The 15,417-nt window shown below is 58.7% G+C and carries 13 protein-coding genes and 2 pseudogenes; 9 read left to right on the forward strand and 6 right to left on the reverse strand.

The window, feature by feature from the left end:
- Positions 1-413 precede the first annotated feature (413 nt).
- The 3 genes from VGI36_16740 to VGI36_16750 all read right to left on the reverse strand — a co-directional run bounded on the left by VGI36_16740 (position 414) and on the right by VGI36_16750 (position 4,059).
- Positions 414-1,769: an ATP-binding protein gene (locus tag VGI36_16740; protein ID HEY2486794.1), complete on the reverse strand. Its 1,356-nt coding sequence runs from the start codon at positions 1,767-1,769 to the stop codon at positions 414-416.
- Between the two features lie 269 nt (positions 1,770-2,038).
- Positions 2,039-2,842 carry an enoyl-CoA hydratase/isomerase family protein gene (locus VGI36_16745; GenBank protein HEY2486795.1) on the reverse strand — a complete coding sequence of 268 codons (804 nt, stop codon included), beginning with the start codon at positions 2,840-2,842 and terminating at the stop codon, positions 2,039-2,041.
- Complete coding sequence (locus VGI36_16750; GenBank protein HEY2486796.1) at positions 2,839-4,059, reverse strand: CaiB/BaiF CoA-transferase family protein; 1,221 nt, start codon at positions 4,057-4,059, stop codon at positions 2,839-2,841. The genes VGI36_16745 and VGI36_16750 overlap by 4 nt, the downstream gene beginning before the upstream one ends.
- 693 nt (positions 4,060-4,752) lie before the next feature.
- Between VGI36_16750 and VGI36_16755 the strand changes: the two genes are divergently transcribed.
- From VGI36_16755 to VGI36_16780, 6 genes are all read left to right on the forward strand, one after another.
- Entirely contained in the window at positions 4,753-5,850 is a 1,098-nt protein-coding gene (locus VGI36_16755) for a glycosyltransferase family 4 protein (protein HEY2486797.1), read from the forward strand.
- Between the two features lie 452 nt (positions 5,851-6,302).
- The gene (locus tag VGI36_16760; protein ID HEY2486798.1) at positions 6,303-6,812 is read left to right on the forward strand and encodes a hypothetical protein; all 510 of its coding nucleotides are present in this window, start codon (positions 6,303-6,305) and stop codon (positions 6,810-6,812) included.
- A gap of 345 nt (positions 6,813-7,157) precedes the next feature.
- Positions 7,158-8,348 (forward strand): acyl-CoA dehydrogenase family protein, encoded by a 1,191-nt coding sequence (locus tag VGI36_16765; protein HEY2486799.1) that lies wholly within the window; start codon positions 7,158-7,160, stop codon positions 8,346-8,348.
- A gap of 26 nt (positions 8,349-8,374) precedes the next feature.
- A complete protein-coding gene (locus tag VGI36_16770) occupies positions 8,375-9,475 on the forward strand; it encodes an acyl-CoA dehydrogenase family protein (protein HEY2486800.1) in 1,101 nt (366 codons plus the stop codon).
- 1 nt (position 9,476) lies between these two features.
- The gene (locus VGI36_16775; protein ID HEY2486801.1) at positions 9,477-10,145 is read left to right on the forward strand and encodes a TetR/AcrR family transcriptional regulator; all 669 of its coding nucleotides are present in this window, start codon (positions 9,477-9,479) and stop codon (positions 10,143-10,145) included.
- Between the two features lie 16 nt (positions 10,146-10,161).
- Positions 10,162-11,337: a CoA transferase gene (locus tag VGI36_16780; protein ID HEY2486802.1), complete on the forward strand. Its 1,176-nt coding sequence runs from the start codon at positions 10,162-10,164 to the stop codon at positions 11,335-11,337.
- A gap of 183 nt (positions 11,338-11,520) precedes the next feature.
- Here the strand turns inward: VGI36_16780 and VGI36_16785 are convergent, their stop codons facing one another.
- On the reverse strand, positions 11,521-12,192 hold the full coding sequence (locus VGI36_16785; protein HEY2486803.1) for a 3-keto-5-aminohexanoate cleavage protein: 672 nt from the start codon (positions 12,190-12,192) through the stop codon (positions 11,521-11,523).
- 32 nt (positions 12,193-12,224) lie between these two features.
- Positions 12,225-12,395, reverse strand: a pseudogene (locus VGI36_16790) (3-keto-5-aminohexanoate cleavage protein).
- Positions 12,396-12,491: 96 nt separating this feature from the next.
- On the opposite strand from VGI36_16790, the gene VGI36_16795 reads away from it, so the two are divergent.
- The 3 genes and pseudogenes from VGI36_16795 to VGI36_16805 all read left to right on the forward strand — a co-directional run bounded on the left by VGI36_16795 (position 12,492) and on the right by VGI36_16805 (position 14,085).
- Positions 12,492-13,250, forward strand: coding sequence for an IS5 family transposase (locus VGI36_16795; protein HEY2486804.1), 759 nt, complete (start codon positions 12,492-12,494; stop codon positions 13,248-13,250).
- 86 nt (positions 13,251-13,336) lie between these two features.
- Positions 13,337-13,870, forward strand: a complete 534-nt coding sequence (locus VGI36_16800) for an isoprenylcysteine carboxylmethyltransferase family protein (GenBank protein HEY2486805.1) — start codon at positions 13,337-13,339, stop codon at positions 13,868-13,870.
- Between the two features lie 125 nt (positions 13,871-13,995).
- Positions 13,996-14,085: pseudogene (locus VGI36_16805) on the forward strand (IS5/IS1182 family transposase).
- 179 nt (positions 14,086-14,264) lie between these two features.
- On the opposite strand, the gene VGI36_16810 reads toward VGI36_16805, so the two are convergent.
- Positions 14,265-15,194, reverse strand: coding sequence for a sulfotransferase domain-containing protein (locus tag VGI36_16810; protein HEY2486806.1), 930 nt, complete (start codon positions 15,192-15,194; stop codon positions 14,265-14,267).
- Between the last annotated feature and the right edge of the window lie 223 nt (positions 15,195-15,417).

Raw genomic sequence — 15,417 nt, forward strand, 5'->3', positions numbered from 1 at the left:
CGACAGTTCACGTAACCTACCAATTTGAGGTTGATAGGTTAGTTTGTTTTCGGACAAGAGGAGATCAGGGTCGGTTACCCGCGTTTGCGCAAGCTTCCTCGCTAAGGATCAAGACCAGCCCAAAGGCCCAACCGGAGCTGGGAAGCGTTGGCCATTGAGCCTCTAGCCGGAGCTTTCGAATCGGAAGTCTCGATTCTCACGGAGGGTAAGCAAACTGGCCCGGCAAAAACCGAGTCTAGAGCGGGTTGCGTGAATCCCCGGAGGGAGTCTTCTCGGTCATTGTCATAGACTACTCAATGGTGGTCGGGAAGCTTGGATCCACAATTCAGAGTGTTAGTTTGGGCGGCGGAACCTGGGCGAGAAAATCGATCGTGCGGCGTTTGAGCGCCGAGTCGCTCAATCACCCCGCGGTGTCAGCGGATCTGCTCGGAACCCGGTTTGACCGGAAGGGTGAAGTGTAGTGTCGCGCCGCGGTCAGGGTTCTGCGTTGCCCAAATCCGCCCAGCGTGATTCTCGATAATGGAACGCACAATTGTGAGCCCCATGCCCATTCCACTCGGTTTTGTGGTGAAAAAGGGCTCGAACAGACGAGGCATGACTCCGGGGTCGATGCCCTTTCCCGAATCACGTACCGATACGCGTATTTCGTCGGGCTCTTCCAGCGCTGCGAGGAGAGTAACTTTGCGCGGTCCCTCACTGTCGCACACCGAATCGAAAGCGTTCATGACCAGGTTGAGGACCGCCTGAGTCAAATGGGTCTGGTCGCCGCGCACGAGCGCCGTTGAGTCGGGCAACTCCGTTGACCACGAGATCTGCTTCGTTCTGGCATCGGCGCTCACGATGCGAGCCACGTCGAGCAAAAGCTCCCGGACATAGACCGTCGACGTTTTCACTTCGCCGCGCTTAAACATGGCGCGAACGTTCTTCACGATGTCGACGGCGCGGCCATCGTCGCGGATGATATCCTCAAGGGCCTCGTTAATTTCGGTCAGGTCGGGAGTTTTGGCGGTGAGCATCCGTCGCACGGCTTTCGCATTGTTCAGGATAGCTCCGAGCGGCTGATTTAACTCATGCGCGAGGGAAGCGGTCAGCTCACCCATCGCCATTAGTTGTGAAGTCTGGCGTAATTCTTCGGACAGGCGGCGAATCTCCGCTTCCGCACGCTTTCGCTCTAAGGCATTTCCGAGGATCTCGGCGACCAGCTTTAATCGCTGTACTTCTTGCTCGGACCAGTGTCTCTCGGAAAAGATCGAGCCGACCAGCAGGGCGCCGACCACGAGTCCACCCACCCGGAACGGAACTGTGACGTTGGATTTGTTTCCAAGCAGGCGAAAAGCGTCCTGAGCCGTCGAAGCCTCAGGGGGCAGGTCGTCTATGCGCGAGATAACGACCACTTGGCCCGAATTTACCTTGTCAACCAGCCAAGAGAACTCCCGAGGTGGAGGCGTTCGCGAACGGTGCAGAGCACTCACACCCTCTCGGGCCCATTGATGGGTTATGTAGAGTTGTCCGTCCTGAGGATCTAATTGGACGACGGTACTGCGATCGACTCCCATCGCAAGTACGATCCGTTCTAGCCATCGCTCGATTTCGCCATCGATTTCATCGACCGATGCGCGAACGAAAACTGTCGACAAGTCGGCCAGCAGCTTTTCAAAATCTACCGCTGCCGCGTCCGGAAGCGCACCGTCCTCCAGATTGGTGCGGGATGCGGTCCGCTCGTTCTCCTCCTTGGTTTGATCGACCATAAAACGGCGTAACGCACCCATAGAGAGCGGTGCGCGGAGTCTTTCGTATAGTTCTTATACGTGTGAGTGAATAACCATGGAACTAGGGGAAAGAACCAAGGGGCCCGCAGCGAGCGGCGACGCTTCCTCGATTGGTTTGAATTAGGTCGCACATCTTGCGCATCAAGAGCGGAAGCGTTTCCCGGCAAGCGGAGGTGGCGCTCAGTCTGCGCGAGATTGCTGCGCGCATTGGCGCAAAGCCAGCGCGGAGCGATGAAAGCGGAGACAGGACTTGCCCCATCGCGCATCTTTCATTCTTCAAGATGGGGGGTGCGGTACCTGTCCTGCGGGTTGTCCCAGCCCTTGAAGATCGGCCTGCGCTTCTCCACGAAAGCCTTGCGCGACTCCATGAGGTCGCTCTTCGCGCCGTGATCCCTAAGGCGCGTTGCGAAGCGCTCAAGATTGTCGGGGACCTTGGCGCGCATCGCCCGCATCATGATCAATGTATTCACGCGGCAAGCCGGAGGAAGCGTAAGCAGATGCGTCGCCATCTCGCGAGCGGTAGGCATCAGTTGGCCTCCTTCCACAACTCGGTTGATCCAGCCCAGCTCGTGAAGCCTTTCGGCAGTGAACCTAAAGGCGAACGCTAGTTCCGTCGCCGCAGCGTGCGAGAGGCCGCCCCTGTATCCGTGATCGTAGCCACCAAGCAGCCAGCGCTTGGCTTCCGAGGATTCGAACACGGCGCCGCGCACCGCAACGCGCAGGTCGGCACGTTCTACCAGGTGGAAGCCGCCGCCCATCGCGAAGCCGTTGACCGCCGCTATCACGGGCTTTTCCAGGGATCCGGCGCGATAGATATCGTCATCCCTGCGGCGCGCCGCCACTGCCTCTCCGGTCTTCTCCCGCTCGACCGACTCTTTCATGTCTTCGCCCGCGCAGAAGGCGCGCCCGGTACCCGTGAAGATCGCGACCTCGAGGTCGCGGCTGTCGCGAAACTCGATCCACGCCGCCGCCAGCTGCGCACGGAGCTCCGCGCCTAGCGCATTGAGGCGATCGGGCCGGTTCATACGCACCACCATTACCCCGTCGCTGCGCTCGATCTCGACAATACTCATAGCTTCTCCTTTTTCGCTATTGGTTGCTCGACCCCGACCGCACCCTGCGCCCTCATCTCTGAGATTTTCGCCGAGGAATAGCCGTATTCCCTTAGGACCTCGTCAGTCTCGCCGCCCGGTATCGGGGCGGCGCGCCGCAGCGCTGTGGGTGTGCGTGAGAGCCGCGTCGGCGAACGGACGAGCGTCAATTTTCCCGGCCCGGAGCTCTCGACGGTCTGCGCCATGGCGAGGTGCTGTACCTGCGGATTGGCAAAGACCTGATCGATCGACAGAATGGGGCCGCTCGGGACGCCGACCGCGTTCAAAGCCTCGATCAGCTCCCCCGAAGTGAACGTCCGTGTCTTGTCCTCGACCAGCGCGCGTAGCTCGGGGCGATGTCGGGCGCGACTCCGGTTAGTCGCGAAGCGTTCATCCTTAGCGATGTCCTCCGCCCCGATGACCTTGAGGAAATCGTTGAACATGCGCCCGCCTGATGCTGCGATGTTGATCATGCCGTCTTTGGTCGGAAAGACACCCATCGGGAAGACGGTGGGATGATCATTGCCCGCTTGAGGTGGTACCTCACCATCGATCAACCAGCGCGTCGCCTGAAAATCCAGCATCGCCACCATCGCTTCGAGCAACGAGGTCTGCACCCACTGTCCTTCGCCCGACCGCTCACGCTCGATCAGTGCAGCCATGATGCCGTGTGCCAGGTACAGCCCAGCGCACAGGTCGGCTACAGGAATGCCGACTCGCCAGGGCCCGCCGCCGGGCGGCCCGGTGATGGACATGAGTCCTCCGACGCCCTGCGCGATCTGATCGACGCCGGCGCGTTTTGCGTACGGCCCGTCCTGGCCGAAGCCAGAGATGCTCCCGTAGACAATGCGTGGGTTGAAATTGCGCACGGTCTCGTAGTCCACCTTCAGGCGGTACTTCACCTCGGCCCGGAAATTCTCAACGATCACGTCGGCGTCACTTACCAGCCGATAGAGCACCTCACGACCGGCCTCGCTTTGTAGGTTGATCGCAATCGAGCGCTTGTTGCGATGGAGATTCTGCTGGTCGGATCCGAGAAAGCCGGAGTCCAAGCCGCCCGGATCGACGCGCGTGACTTGGATTACCTGCGCGCCATGGTCCGCGAGCACGCGCACGCAGGTCGGGCCCGCACGGGCGTGCGTCAAATCGATGACCTTGATGTGGGCGAGCGGACCTTTAGGAGTAGATTGGGTGCTCATGTTTTAACCCAGTTTGCAGTTGTGCGGTCGAGCCGCATGTATATCGCCGGACCAAGCCAGTACTTCGTGAAAGCGATCATCCGACAGCTATCAGCGCAAAGATAGTTTGCCCGGCGCGCCGCAGAATATTTTTGTCAATTCGGTACGCCATGGTGATTGGGATTCGGAGTGCGCACGAATGGCAGAAAGATATGGTCCCAATGTCCAATTGTCCATTTCCTGTCAGGTGATAGATGGGGGTAGGAGGAACAAGTTGAAAGTGGCTCAAAGTGCTCTATTGCGCCGACTCTTCTCAGCTTCGGGGTTAGTTCGCCAGGCGAATCGACGAACGGGAGCACCGAAGGAGGAGTGGTTCGTGTCGACCCGGACCCACTCCCTTCACTCTGCAAGCGGGGAAGCCATCGATGATAATGCGGCGGAAACCAGGAAAAAGCGGCCGGTCTAGAGCCGGGCAGATCGGGGTCGCGGCGCTCTGCTTCAAAGGCCGACCCCGCGAGCTTTGAAGCGAGCGACTTTAGGCTCAAAGCGTAATTTTGGCCGTTATCCTAGCGATAAGCGGCTTCGCAGCCAAGGTTGCACTGGGGGTTGCGATACATAAACATGCTCAGGAATTTTCCCGTGGCACTGGAACGACAAAGCTCAGCGGAAAGCTCCGCACTCCGGCGGGCAGCTCATTCGCGCGCCACACGACCTTTGCGGATCGCTCAATTATCGACCCTTTATGAGCGAGTTCCTCCGAACTTTTATGGCGGGGCCGAGCGCGGCATCTCGTACCTCACGGAGGAACTGGTTCGCCGTGGTCATGAAGTGACCCTGTTCGCCTCGGGCGACTCAGTAACTTCCGCGAAGCTGGTATCTGGAGCCCCGCGCTCTCTGCGACTGGCCGGACTGTCCGTGCCGGCAGTCGGTCCTGGACTGCACCTTCCAATGCTCGCCGAAGCCTACGCAAACGCGCACAACTTCGACGTGATCCATTCGCACCTTGATTTCTGGTGCTTCCCGTTTGCGAGGCTGAGCTCTACGCCAACTGTAGTCACGATGCATGGACGCCTCGACGTTGAAGAATCGAAACTAGTCTATGAACGTTTTTCCGACATTCCGCTTGTATCACTGAGCCAGGCACAGCGTGCCCAGCTGCCGATGATGAACTGGCTCGGAAGCGTATATCAGGGCCTGCCCCGCGACCTGCTGAAGTTCAATCCGCACCCGGGAAGTTATCTGGCGTTTCTTGGCAGAATTTCTCCCGAAAAGCGTGTTGATATCGCAATCGAGGTGGCTTTGCGCGTGGGAATCCCCCTCAAAATTGCCGCCAAAGTAGATGCCGTTGACCGTGAGTACTTCGATACACTTATTAAGCCTAAGCTGTGCCCTCCCTCGGTCGAGTACATCGGCGAAATCGCGGAGCACGAAAAGAACGAATTTCTGGGAAACGCCATTGCACTACTGTTTACGATCGGCTGGCCCGAGCCCTTTGGTCTCGCGATGATAGAAGCCCTCGCCTGCGGCGTTCCGATTGTCGCGTGTCCCTATGGATCGGTTTTAGAGGTTGTGCGGGACGGTGAAACGGGATTCATCAGGTCGACTGTGGAAGAATTGGTTGCGGCGGTTACACGCGTAGACAGCATCTCGCGAGCCACTTGCCGAGCCGAGTTCGACGGACGGTTCACCTCCACACAGATGGCTCTGCAGTACGAACAAATCTACCTGAGTCTCATCCGTGCCCGCGAACGGAAGCTCAGGCTCGGCGCCGCCCACACCAACGGGACGGCACATAAGAACCCCGCTCCATGAAAGCATGGTGGTGGACCATGGACTAGGTGCTGACGTGCAGCAACTCACGTTTCGGGCTTTCGAACCAACGAGCATTCAGACCTGAAAAGCGGCTAGCTCAGACCCGTCTGCGTCTCGACAACAATTCCGTGAGGTCCATCTGCGACCTCGACCGAAGTCTGTCCGATGATGCCCTAGGCATCGCGGTTGGGAGTGTCTCCTGCCCCTTAGTCCATCGGACCAAGGTCCAATTGTTCGAGTTTACCTTGGTTGGAGAAACTCAACACGTGAGCCGTCACGGTCCAATGCCACAGCGATTCGTTTTTTCATCGCAGCCGTGGAGGGATAGGCGAAGCAGGCAGAACTTACCGTCGTCCAACATAAGGGTGAAGTGGGCTTGCTGGGTGGTTCTACGGAGCGTCTTCTTACGTACGGCGACCTCCGTCCTCATATCGCTGACGATCCAAGGTGTGATGACTTCTGCCGTCAGAGCTCAGGACGGTAACTACATCTCATCCGGCGGCCTTGGCTCCGTCGACGAATACGTTCGTGAAAAGAATCCTGGGCTCATACATGATGTGCCCGAGCTTGGAGTCGCAGTGCGCAATGGAACAGCGAGGCTTGAGAGAGGAGCCGAGTTGTGCGGCGCGGAGGTGATTCGAGTGATTCCCGACGGGCCTGCAGCGAGGGCTGGCCTCAATGGTGAACAACGGAACCTTGGCAAAGCGATTCTCACCGGTGCCTTTATCGCGGGTGGACTGGTTTTCCCGCCCGTGCTTTTGGGAGCGTTGGTTCTTGGCGAGAGCGAAATCGGAGAGTCGCACGAGACGATTGTCGCAGTAGATTCCGAACGCACGCGCGATGTGGAGGAGTTGGAGCGTGCGATCGGCAAAAGCCATGAGGGTCCAATCCTTTATCTCTCTGTGGTTCGAGGCGGCCTCCGAAATCAGATTCGAGTTTTCGTGCGCGAGACAAGCGAATAGCGAGCTTGGTCCAGGAGTGCTTTTAGAACAGGTCGGTCAGGCCGGCTAGCTGGTCCGCAGAACTCGAGATCAGCTGATCGGTTTCTCCAAAAAGTTGGGCGCTCACAACACGGTCGTGACGCTTGGCTTACGGACTAATTCCTACGTTTTGGTGAAGAGCCGACTCCTTGAGGGCTTTTGAATGCTCGATGGAACTTTAGAGCTCATCGCGCACCCTCTCGGGCAGCATAACCATCAAAGCTAACGGGCAAGGCAGCACTCCCTTTCGCAATCAGCCTAGAGTTTGACTATATGGACGACCGTATAGTATCTTCGCCTAAACATGTGGACCAGGTGGGTGTGAAGATGACCGCCAGAGACGAACTGAATCAGTTCCGGTCAGAGGTCACGAACTTCATAGAACGCGAATTACCCGCTTCGCTGAAAAACAGGTCGACGATCCGTAGCGCCTTCGAAGAAGACGGGGGTGCCGATCGGACCGAGCCGTCGCTCAAGGACGCCCGGGCGCGGTGGCGTGAGGCACTGCGTGCCAAGGGCTGGCTCGCGCCTGCCTGGCCGGTGAAGTACGGCGGCGGGGGTCTGAGCCCGGCGCATCAGTTCGTTCTGATCGACGAGTTCATAAAGCACGATGCGCCGCGGTTCTTCGATATGGGGCTCGGGATGATCGGGCCAACCATCATCTCGTACGGGAGAGAAGAGCAAAAGCAGCGGATGCTTCCGCCGATACTCTCGGGAGAGCACGAATGGTGTGAACTGTTCAGCGAGCCTGCCGCGGGATCCGATCTTGCCGGACTTCAGTGCCGTGCGGTGAAGGACGGCGACGAATACGTAGTAAATGGTCAGAAGATCTGGACCACCTTGGCAAACCGGGCGAACTGGGGATTGCTCATGGCACGCACGAATCCCGAAGCGCCGCGGCACCTCGGGATCAGCATGCTGCGTGTGAATATGCGCGCAACGGGCGTAACCGTGCAGCGCATCCAGAATCTGACCAACCACGAATTTAACGAAGTCTTCTTCGAAGACGTCCGCGTGCCCGCCAATGATGTGATTGGGGAGGAAGGGCGGGGATTTTACTACCTGATGAGCCTGCTGGATACCGAGCGCTCCGCCGTCTCGCAGGTCGCGAGCATCGAACGCACCCTCGAATCGCTGTTTCAGCTTGCGCAATCTCCCGAACTACCTCCGCTCTCGAAGGTCGCGCGAATGGAGCTCGCCAACCGGGCGATCGAGGTGGAAGTCCTGCGCGGTCTCTCGCAGGGAGTCGCGGAGTTGCAGTTCGCTGGCAAGACGCCAGCACATCAAGCGTCGGTTCTAAAGCTGTATCATACCGAACTGGCTCAGCGCATCGCTGCGACCGGAATGAAGATGATCGAAACGCACGGACTCTTGTTCCGAGGCGAGAAGCACGCGCCGCTCGACGGAATGATCGCGCAGCAATATCTCTATGCGAGCACTCTCACGCTGCAGGTTGGAACCTCGGAGATTCAGCGCAACATCATCGCGACACGCGGCCTGGGATTGCCGCGCGGCTGACCATCTCGATCAAAGGTCTCTACACCATGGATATGGGACTAAACGAAGAGCAAGAACTGCTTAAACGGGCCGCCCGCGGATTCCTCGAAAAAGAATGTTCCGAGGCGCATGTGCGCGCAATGGAAGCCGACGAGAACGGTTACAGCCCAGAGCTGTGGCGAAAAATCGCAGACCTCGGATGGCACGGCCTGATGATCGGGCCGAAGTTGGGCGGGTCCGGATTGTCGTTCTACGATTTGTGTATCGTGGTCGAAGAGGCCGGCCGATCGCTGCTGCCGGGGCCATTCATTCCCAACCAGGTCGTCGTCGGGCTTTTGCTCGATGCGGGTTTGCAATCGCAGCAGGAGAGATATCTTCCCGCGATCGCGAGCGGCTCACAGATCCACACCTACGCCTTCACCGAGAGCACGGGCCGATGGAGTGCCGATGATGTCGCACTGGAGGCGCAGCATACGAACGCCGGTATTGTACTCAATGGATCTAAGCTCTTCGTTCCCGATGCGCACGTGGCCGACGTGATCTGGGTGCTGGCGCGGAGTGGGAAAGGCTTCGTCGCGGCGGCCGTACCACCCGCCGCTCAGGGCGTCAGCGTCGTGCAACTCGAGACCATGACCGGAGAAAAGCTCGCTGAACTCATTCTCGAGAATGTCAACATCGCTCGAGGTGATGTCATTAAAATTCCTACACTCGAAGCATTCTCAAATCGCGCGATGGTTCTCGAATGTGCGTACCTGGTCGGTCTCGTCCAGAAGGATTTTGAGATTACTGTAGAATACGCGAAACAGCGGGTAGCATTTGGGCGTCCGATCGGAGCGTTTCAGGCGATCCAGCATAAGGTGGCAGACATGGTGACCGATCTCGACGGGATGAGATTTATCACCTACCGCGCCGCGGCCGCGATAAGCGATCGAGACCGGTCTGCGAATCTGAAGGTGGCGATGGCCAAGGCCTGGTGTAGTGAGGCGAGCCGGCGCGTGGTCGCTCACGGTCAACAAATCCATGGTGCGATCGGGTTCACCAAAGAATACCCGATTCAGCTTTACTTCCGCCGCCAGAAGCACGGTGAGTTGTTCTGGGGCGATGCCGACTTTCATCGCGAACGCGTGGCGCAGATGTTGAGCATCTGAAGTGGCGACCAAGCTAGAAAAGACCGATCTCCGGAAGGTGCGAAGCGAGCGCTCGTCAAAGCGCCTGCTGGAAGCCGCCACTCAGTTAATCGCCGACCAGGGGTACAGCGCTACCTCCATTGCACAGATCGCGCAAAAGGCGGGCTACAGTCACGGCTTGGTAAGCCAGCGCTTCGGATCGAAGAGCGACCTTATCCGGATGCTAGCGCGTGAATTCCAGAGTTACTTCGCGATCGACAGGCTTGAGCCCGCGCTCAAGGAGAGAAGCGGTCTGGATGCGTTGATTGTAGTGATCGAGACGTATCTTGACGCAGTCGCAGGCAGCGGCACCTTGGGCCGCGCATATTATGAGCTGTTTGGGGAATCGATCGTGTTGGTGCCGGAAATCCACGAGACCTTTGTGCAGGCAGATCGCAACTTTCGCGATTTACTAACAAAGACGGTTCGAGCGGCTATCGACGCAGGCGAGATTCCAGCTGAAGTCAACGTACACGCACTAGCGAGCGTGGTGCTTTCGATTGTGCGTGGCATGTCCATGCAATGGCTGCTCGACGGCGCCTCGCTCGACTTGACCGTCATCAAAGGGGAGATCCGCCGGGTCTTCGAACGTGCTTTTGCAGGCTCGGCGAAGCGCTCGCGATCGATCAGGGTCTCCAAGGCTAACGGATGATCTGGGCAAATCTGGAATGACTAACGAAGTTCTCGGTGACGTGCGGGTTCTCGATTTCACGACCATCGTTTCGGGACCGTATTGCACTCGGATGCTCGCCGATCTCGGCGCAGAGGTGATTAAGATCGAACCGCCCGAGGGCGATTTTATCCGGCTTCAGCCTCCGCTTCGCGATGGTCTGAGCGCCTACTTCGCGAGCCTTAACTGCGGGAAGAAAAGCGTCGCGATCAATTTTCGCCTGCCGAAGGGGCTCGACTTAGTCCGCGAACTCGCTGCCAAGTGCGACGTCATCGTTGAGAATTTTCGTCCCGGCGTGATGCGGCGACTGGGACTCGAATACGATGCCCTCGCGCAAAACCATCCTCGGCTCGTGTACTGCTCGATTTCAGGCTTTGGTCAAACCGGTCCGTGGTCCAAACGTAGCGCCTACGCTCCGATGCTCCACGCGGCGAGCGGCTTCGATTTGATAAATCTTTCTTATCAAGAGGGAATGGAACGCCCGCTGGCTGCCGGAATCATGATTGGTGATATCCTCGGCGGGACACACGCGTTCGGTGCGATCCAAACCGCGCTGCTCTCTCGCGAGAAGACCGGGCGGGGTGACTATATCGACCTCTCGATGCTGGACGCTCTCCTGGGGATGCCAACCTACGAGTTTCAGGAGGCGCAGTTTCCCCAGCCGAAGCAGCCGAAGGGATTTCGACCCACTCGCGCAAAAGACGGCTTCGTAATGATCGCGGCGGTGAAGCCCAACAACTTCGAAGCGCTGTGGCGCGCGATCGGACGTCCGGACCTGATAAATGATCCTCGCTTCGCAACCACCAGGGGGCGTGCCGAAAATTCGTCGGCTGTCACGATGCTCTTGGATGAATGGGCAGCGACTAAAACTACCGCCGAATGCGAAGCAATACTTACCGAGGGCAACGTACCGTGCTCCCGTTACAGCACGCTCCGGGAAACTCTGAAGCACCCGCACCTTGAGCATCGCGGTAGCTACGAAGTGATCAACGATGGCGCTGGTTCGCTCAAGGTTCCAAATCCTCCCTTTAAGATGCGTACCGCCAATGCGAGAGCGCGGAGCCGCGTGCCGTCTCTTGGCGCTGACAACGCTGAGGTTCTAGAAAGCGTCCTGGGCTACTCACGCGAGCGCATCGCCGTTCTTGAGGCGCACCGGATTCTGAATCGCAAGTAGGAACCGAAAACAGCCGGCTAGAACAGGAGTGAGAATTCTCCAGATCGGAATAAGTCGCGATCTTCCCGGACCTGTTCGAGAAGTCGATCGGCCGGATTCTCAAGCGAATGCTTCAGAATCTCCGGCTAGCCCCGGCGGTATCGGAGGCGAGCACGGTGGCGAGCCGAAATGCGAGCAGAGGTACTAGAGCTCAAGCATCTCCCGAGTTTGCACGACCGACGCGACCTCGTGACCCATAGCGCGAATCGTAGCCGCGGCGCGCTCGACGATCTGTAAATTTGATAACTGACCTTCTCGGGTGTACTGGTGGTCCTCCAGACCAACTCGGACGTGCCCCCCGAGGCTTGCTATTAACGGCACCATCGGCAAGTTGTCTCCTCCCAGGGTCGCCGCAAACCACTCGCATCGGACATCCTTAATCATTTCGAGGTACGCCTCGAGACTTTTGAGCGTGGGCGGCATGCCGAAGCATTGCTCACCCGCGCCGAGATAGAATTTGAGGATCAAAGGTTCCGACAGCAAGCCTTGATCCAGAAAGACGAAGGCTGCACGCAAGAATCCAGGCTCGAAGATTTGCAGGCTCGGACGCAAGCCGAGTTCGCGCGACCTCTCCAGGAAATACCGACAGGTCTCGTAGCTATTCTGATATACAAACTTGGCCCCGCGGACTTTCTTCGATCGGCGATCGTAAGAAGCAAGGCTCACAGAACCGATGTCAGCCGCACCCAGATCGGGCCGGGTTGCCGGATCCTTGGCGAGCTCAACGAAATGGCTGAAGCGCTGAGCCGCGGTGCCGTCGAAAGGGAACGTCGGCCATAAGAGCGCCCCGCAAGACTCCCGTGCGCGCCGGTACACTTCAGCATAGTAAGGAACGGAACGTCCTGCACCCAGCGGCCGCTCTCAGGATCGCGGACATGGAAATGAATGAGGGCAGCGCCAGCCTTGGCCGCCGCGATGGCATCCCCGGCGATTTCCTGAGGTGTGTAGGGAATGTTCGGATTCAGCTCGCGCGGCGCGTTACCGTTGATCGCGGCTTCAACTATTATCGGCCTGCCCATGGTTTGCCCTCGGCTTGAAAATGTTCCCTAGGGTTAAGACCCAATTAACCATGTTGAGATTCAACGGGTTGGTCAACCGAATCGGGGGGCCAACAGATGCGGGCGAACTTGTTTTGGTTTAGCGACGGGCAATGGGCGAGGATTGAGCCGTTTATTTCAAGTAATCGCCGTGGCGTGAAGCCGAAGAACAATCGGCGCATTTTGAGCGGGATCATGCATGTGCTCAAGAGCGGATGTCGATGGGTCGATTGTCCGCCGGAATATGGGCCGGCCAAGACGGTCTACAATCGCTTCAACCGCTGGAGTGCGCAGGGAATTTGGCAGAGCATCTTCGAGGCGGCGGCCGAACCTGCTGAACCGCCGGAACGAATGGCTCTCGACAGCACGCATGTCAAAGCGCATTGCTGCGCTGGCGGCGGAAAAGGGGGGGCGTCGGTACAGACGATTGGCATCACCAAGGGCGGGCGCAACAGCAAGATTCACGGCCTGGTCGATAAGCTGTGCCGCCCGTGGGTCTTGATCCTCACGCCTGGCAACACCGCCGACTGCACAGTCGGGCCGGCATGTGTCAGTCTGCTCGACGGCATCGCCGAGTTGCTCGGTGACAAGGCTTATGACAGCAACTCGTTCCGCAAATCTCTGCGCAAGGACGGCATCAAACCGGTGATCCCAGGCCGGTCAAATCGGAAGAAACGCATACGTCACGACAAGCAAGTCTATAAGGATCGCAACGTCATCGAGCGCTGCTACTGCAGGCTCAAGGACTTCAGGCGCATCGCAACGCGCTACGATAAACTCGCTCGGAACTACTTCTCAGCCCTGTGCCTCGTTGCCGCCGTGGCATTCTGGCTTTAGTCGTGCGCGGTTTCCGCTTTTTGGGATAACATGGCGAGCGTGTCGGCACCCGGATGACGACGGGAAACCATGAAGGGGAGGTTGGAATGAGCTCGCAGCGAGTGTCGGGAACCGCCGTGCAACGAACCATTGCCGTCCTGGGCTCGGCGGTTTTCTTCGTGGTCGCTCCATTTACGCTGGCGGGGCTCGTTCCATGGTCGATCACGGGTTGGCAACTCCGGCCGCCGTTCCTTGGTCTGGAGCTGACGCGCGGCATCGGCGCGATAATGATTCTCGCAGGCGTGCCTGGGCTCGTTGACGCATTTGCGCGTTTCGCGCTGCAGGGTCTCGGCACCCCCGCGCCCATCGCGCCGCCCCGGAATCTCGTGGTGACCGGTCTCTACCGTTATGTGCGTAATCCAATATACGTCGCGGTCGTTGCCATCATCCTGGGTCAAGCGGTGCTGATGGGCGATTGGCGCCTCATCGTCTACGGCGCGCTGCTCTGGCTCTTCTTCCACGTCGTCGTCGTGGCGTACGAAGAACCCACGCTCGAGCGGACGTTTGGGAGAGAGTACGAGGCGTTCCGCGCCGCCGTCCCGCGCTGGATACCGCGGATGACCCCATGGCGGTCGAAATGATCGGTGGCCCGCGGTTGTGCGAGCCGCTGCTCGCGACCGGTCTCGGACGCTTCACCGGCGCCGCGAGCAGGCACGCTAACGGCCCTCGGAAAAGAACATCTCCCCCATTGGCGAAGCGGTTGGGTTTCAGGCGCATCGCAACGCGCTACGACAAACTCGCTCGGAACTACTTCTCAGCCCTGTGCCTCGTTGCCGCCGTGGCATTCTGGCTCTAATCAATTGAGTCTGGACCCTAGTAGGACCCCGAAGGCCTGCAGAAGTCCAGCGCGACCGTTGCGCAGCTTTCCCATCGTCTAGTTCGGCGGGTACGAACGGACTGTGTCGCGGCCCCTCCGCGTTTACGAAGGGTCCAAGCTTGTTTGCCCTGCCTGGAGCGGAAGGAGCGCCGCGCGTATCAGCTCAAACCGCCCTGCTCGAGCCAGCGACGGCACTCGGGCGTCAACTCACGGTCGGCGGCCGCGTCATACAGCCGTAGTTCGTCGGCACCGAGCACATCGCGCCAACGGCCGTTGGTGCCTTTGTGGAAAAAGGAATCGCTACCGCCCCTGAGTATCATCTTCGTCTGCGGCACCAACTCCTCGCCATGCTTCTTCATTTCCGCAAAGGTGCAATTGCGCACGATCCTCGGCCACGCCTCCGCTGGCGGACGAATTTCCAGGAAGCTCGCGATGCGCCTGGTTTCACCCTCCAGATCGACCAGTAAATCCGCAAAATGCACCAGAAGAATATTGGGCAGGTGATGATAGTCCCACCACGTCCGTGCGTGGCGCAGCACTGAACCGAACGGATAGCCGTCGTGTTCCCAGGGGTAACAGCCGCGGGTCATCCAGTTGCGCCAGAGCTCATGGACGTCCTCGGGACAGGGCCGCAATTCCTCACCGACTCGCCCGGGCAAGGCGTTGGTGAGGCTGAGCATTTCTGGCGTGAAATTCCTGTAGAAATTCCACAAGGACATGAAGATGTCGCGCGGGTCGCGGCCTACGCATATGTACTTGATATTTTTGTTGAACGGCAGGCCGTCCAGGGGCAGGTGGGTTTTGACCGCGCGCCGATGGGTCTGCCGATCGGTCCGGCTAAGCACCAGCTCGAGCGGGAAGATACGCTGGTCAATCCACGGCGACAAATCGGGAATTGAACCGGGCAGCTCTCCTGCAAAGATGAGGTTAGCGACGATGGTCTGCGCCCATGTCGTGCCTGCTTTGTAGGTTGTGGCGACGACGATGTCGTCCACTCGCGGGGTAAAATAGTTCCAGCGCAGCGCATCCATCGAGAAGTTTTGATACAGGTGCTTGACGGTGGGCAAAGTGTCGTCGGGACTGGGCATCGGCAAGACCCCGCAGTTCTGGTTTAAACCTTGGCGAATTTACACAGTCTATTCACAATGGTAAATCGCGGGATTGAAGTCAGCACGCTTAGTCACTCCAGTCGGACCCTCACTTCCTTTTCGGTATCCTTGCTGTGCGGAGATGATTAGTGTGGTTTCGAATTCGCCCACCAAAGTCGTCTCATAGCCGAGCGCTCGAAGGTAAGGGGAGCGACCGAGAACG

The sequence above is a fragment of the Candidatus Binataceae bacterium genome (genome assembly GCA_036495685.1).
Lineage (GTDB): Bacteria > Desulfobacterota > Binatia > Binatales > Binataceae > JAFAHS01.

What these genes read in the sequence shown, in the direction of transcription:
- VGI36_16740 (HEY2486794.1), bottom strand. Translation starts at nt 1,769, where the DNA reads ATGGGTGCGTTACGCCGTTTTATGGTCGATCAAACCAAGGAGGAGAAC.
- VGI36_16745 (HEY2486795.1), bottom strand. Translation starts at nt 2,842, where the DNA reads ATGAGTATTGTCGAGATCGAGCGCAGCGACGGGGTAATGGTGGTGCGT.
- VGI36_16750 (HEY2486796.1), bottom strand. Translation starts at nt 4,059, where the DNA reads ATGAGCACCCAATCTACTCCTAAAGGTCCGCTCGCCCACATCAAGGTC.
- VGI36_16760 (HEY2486798.1), top strand. Translation starts at nt 6,303, where the DNA reads ATGACTTCTGCCGTCAGAGCTCAGGACGGTAACTACATCTCATCCGGC.
- VGI36_16765 (HEY2486799.1), top strand. Translation starts at nt 7,158, where the DNA reads ATGACCGCCAGAGACGAACTGAATCAGTTCCGGTCAGAGGTCACGAAC.
- VGI36_16770 (HEY2486800.1), top strand. Translation starts at nt 8,375, where the DNA reads ATGGATATGGGACTAAACGAAGAGCAAGAACTGCTTAAACGGGCCGCC.
- VGI36_16780 (HEY2486802.1), top strand. Translation starts at nt 10,162, where the DNA reads ATGACTAACGAAGTTCTCGGTGACGTGCGGGTTCTCGATTTCACGACC.
- VGI36_16795 (HEY2486804.1), top strand. Translation starts at nt 12,492, where the DNA reads ATGCGGGCGAACTTGTTTTGGTTTAGCGACGGGCAATGGGCGAGGATT.
- VGI36_16800 (HEY2486805.1), top strand. Translation starts at nt 13,337, where the DNA reads ATGAGCTCGCAGCGAGTGTCGGGAACCGCCGTGCAACGAACCATTGCC.
- VGI36_16810 (HEY2486806.1), bottom strand. Translation starts at nt 15,194, where the DNA reads ATGCCCAGTCCCGACGACACTTTGCCCACCGTCAAGCACCTGTATCAA.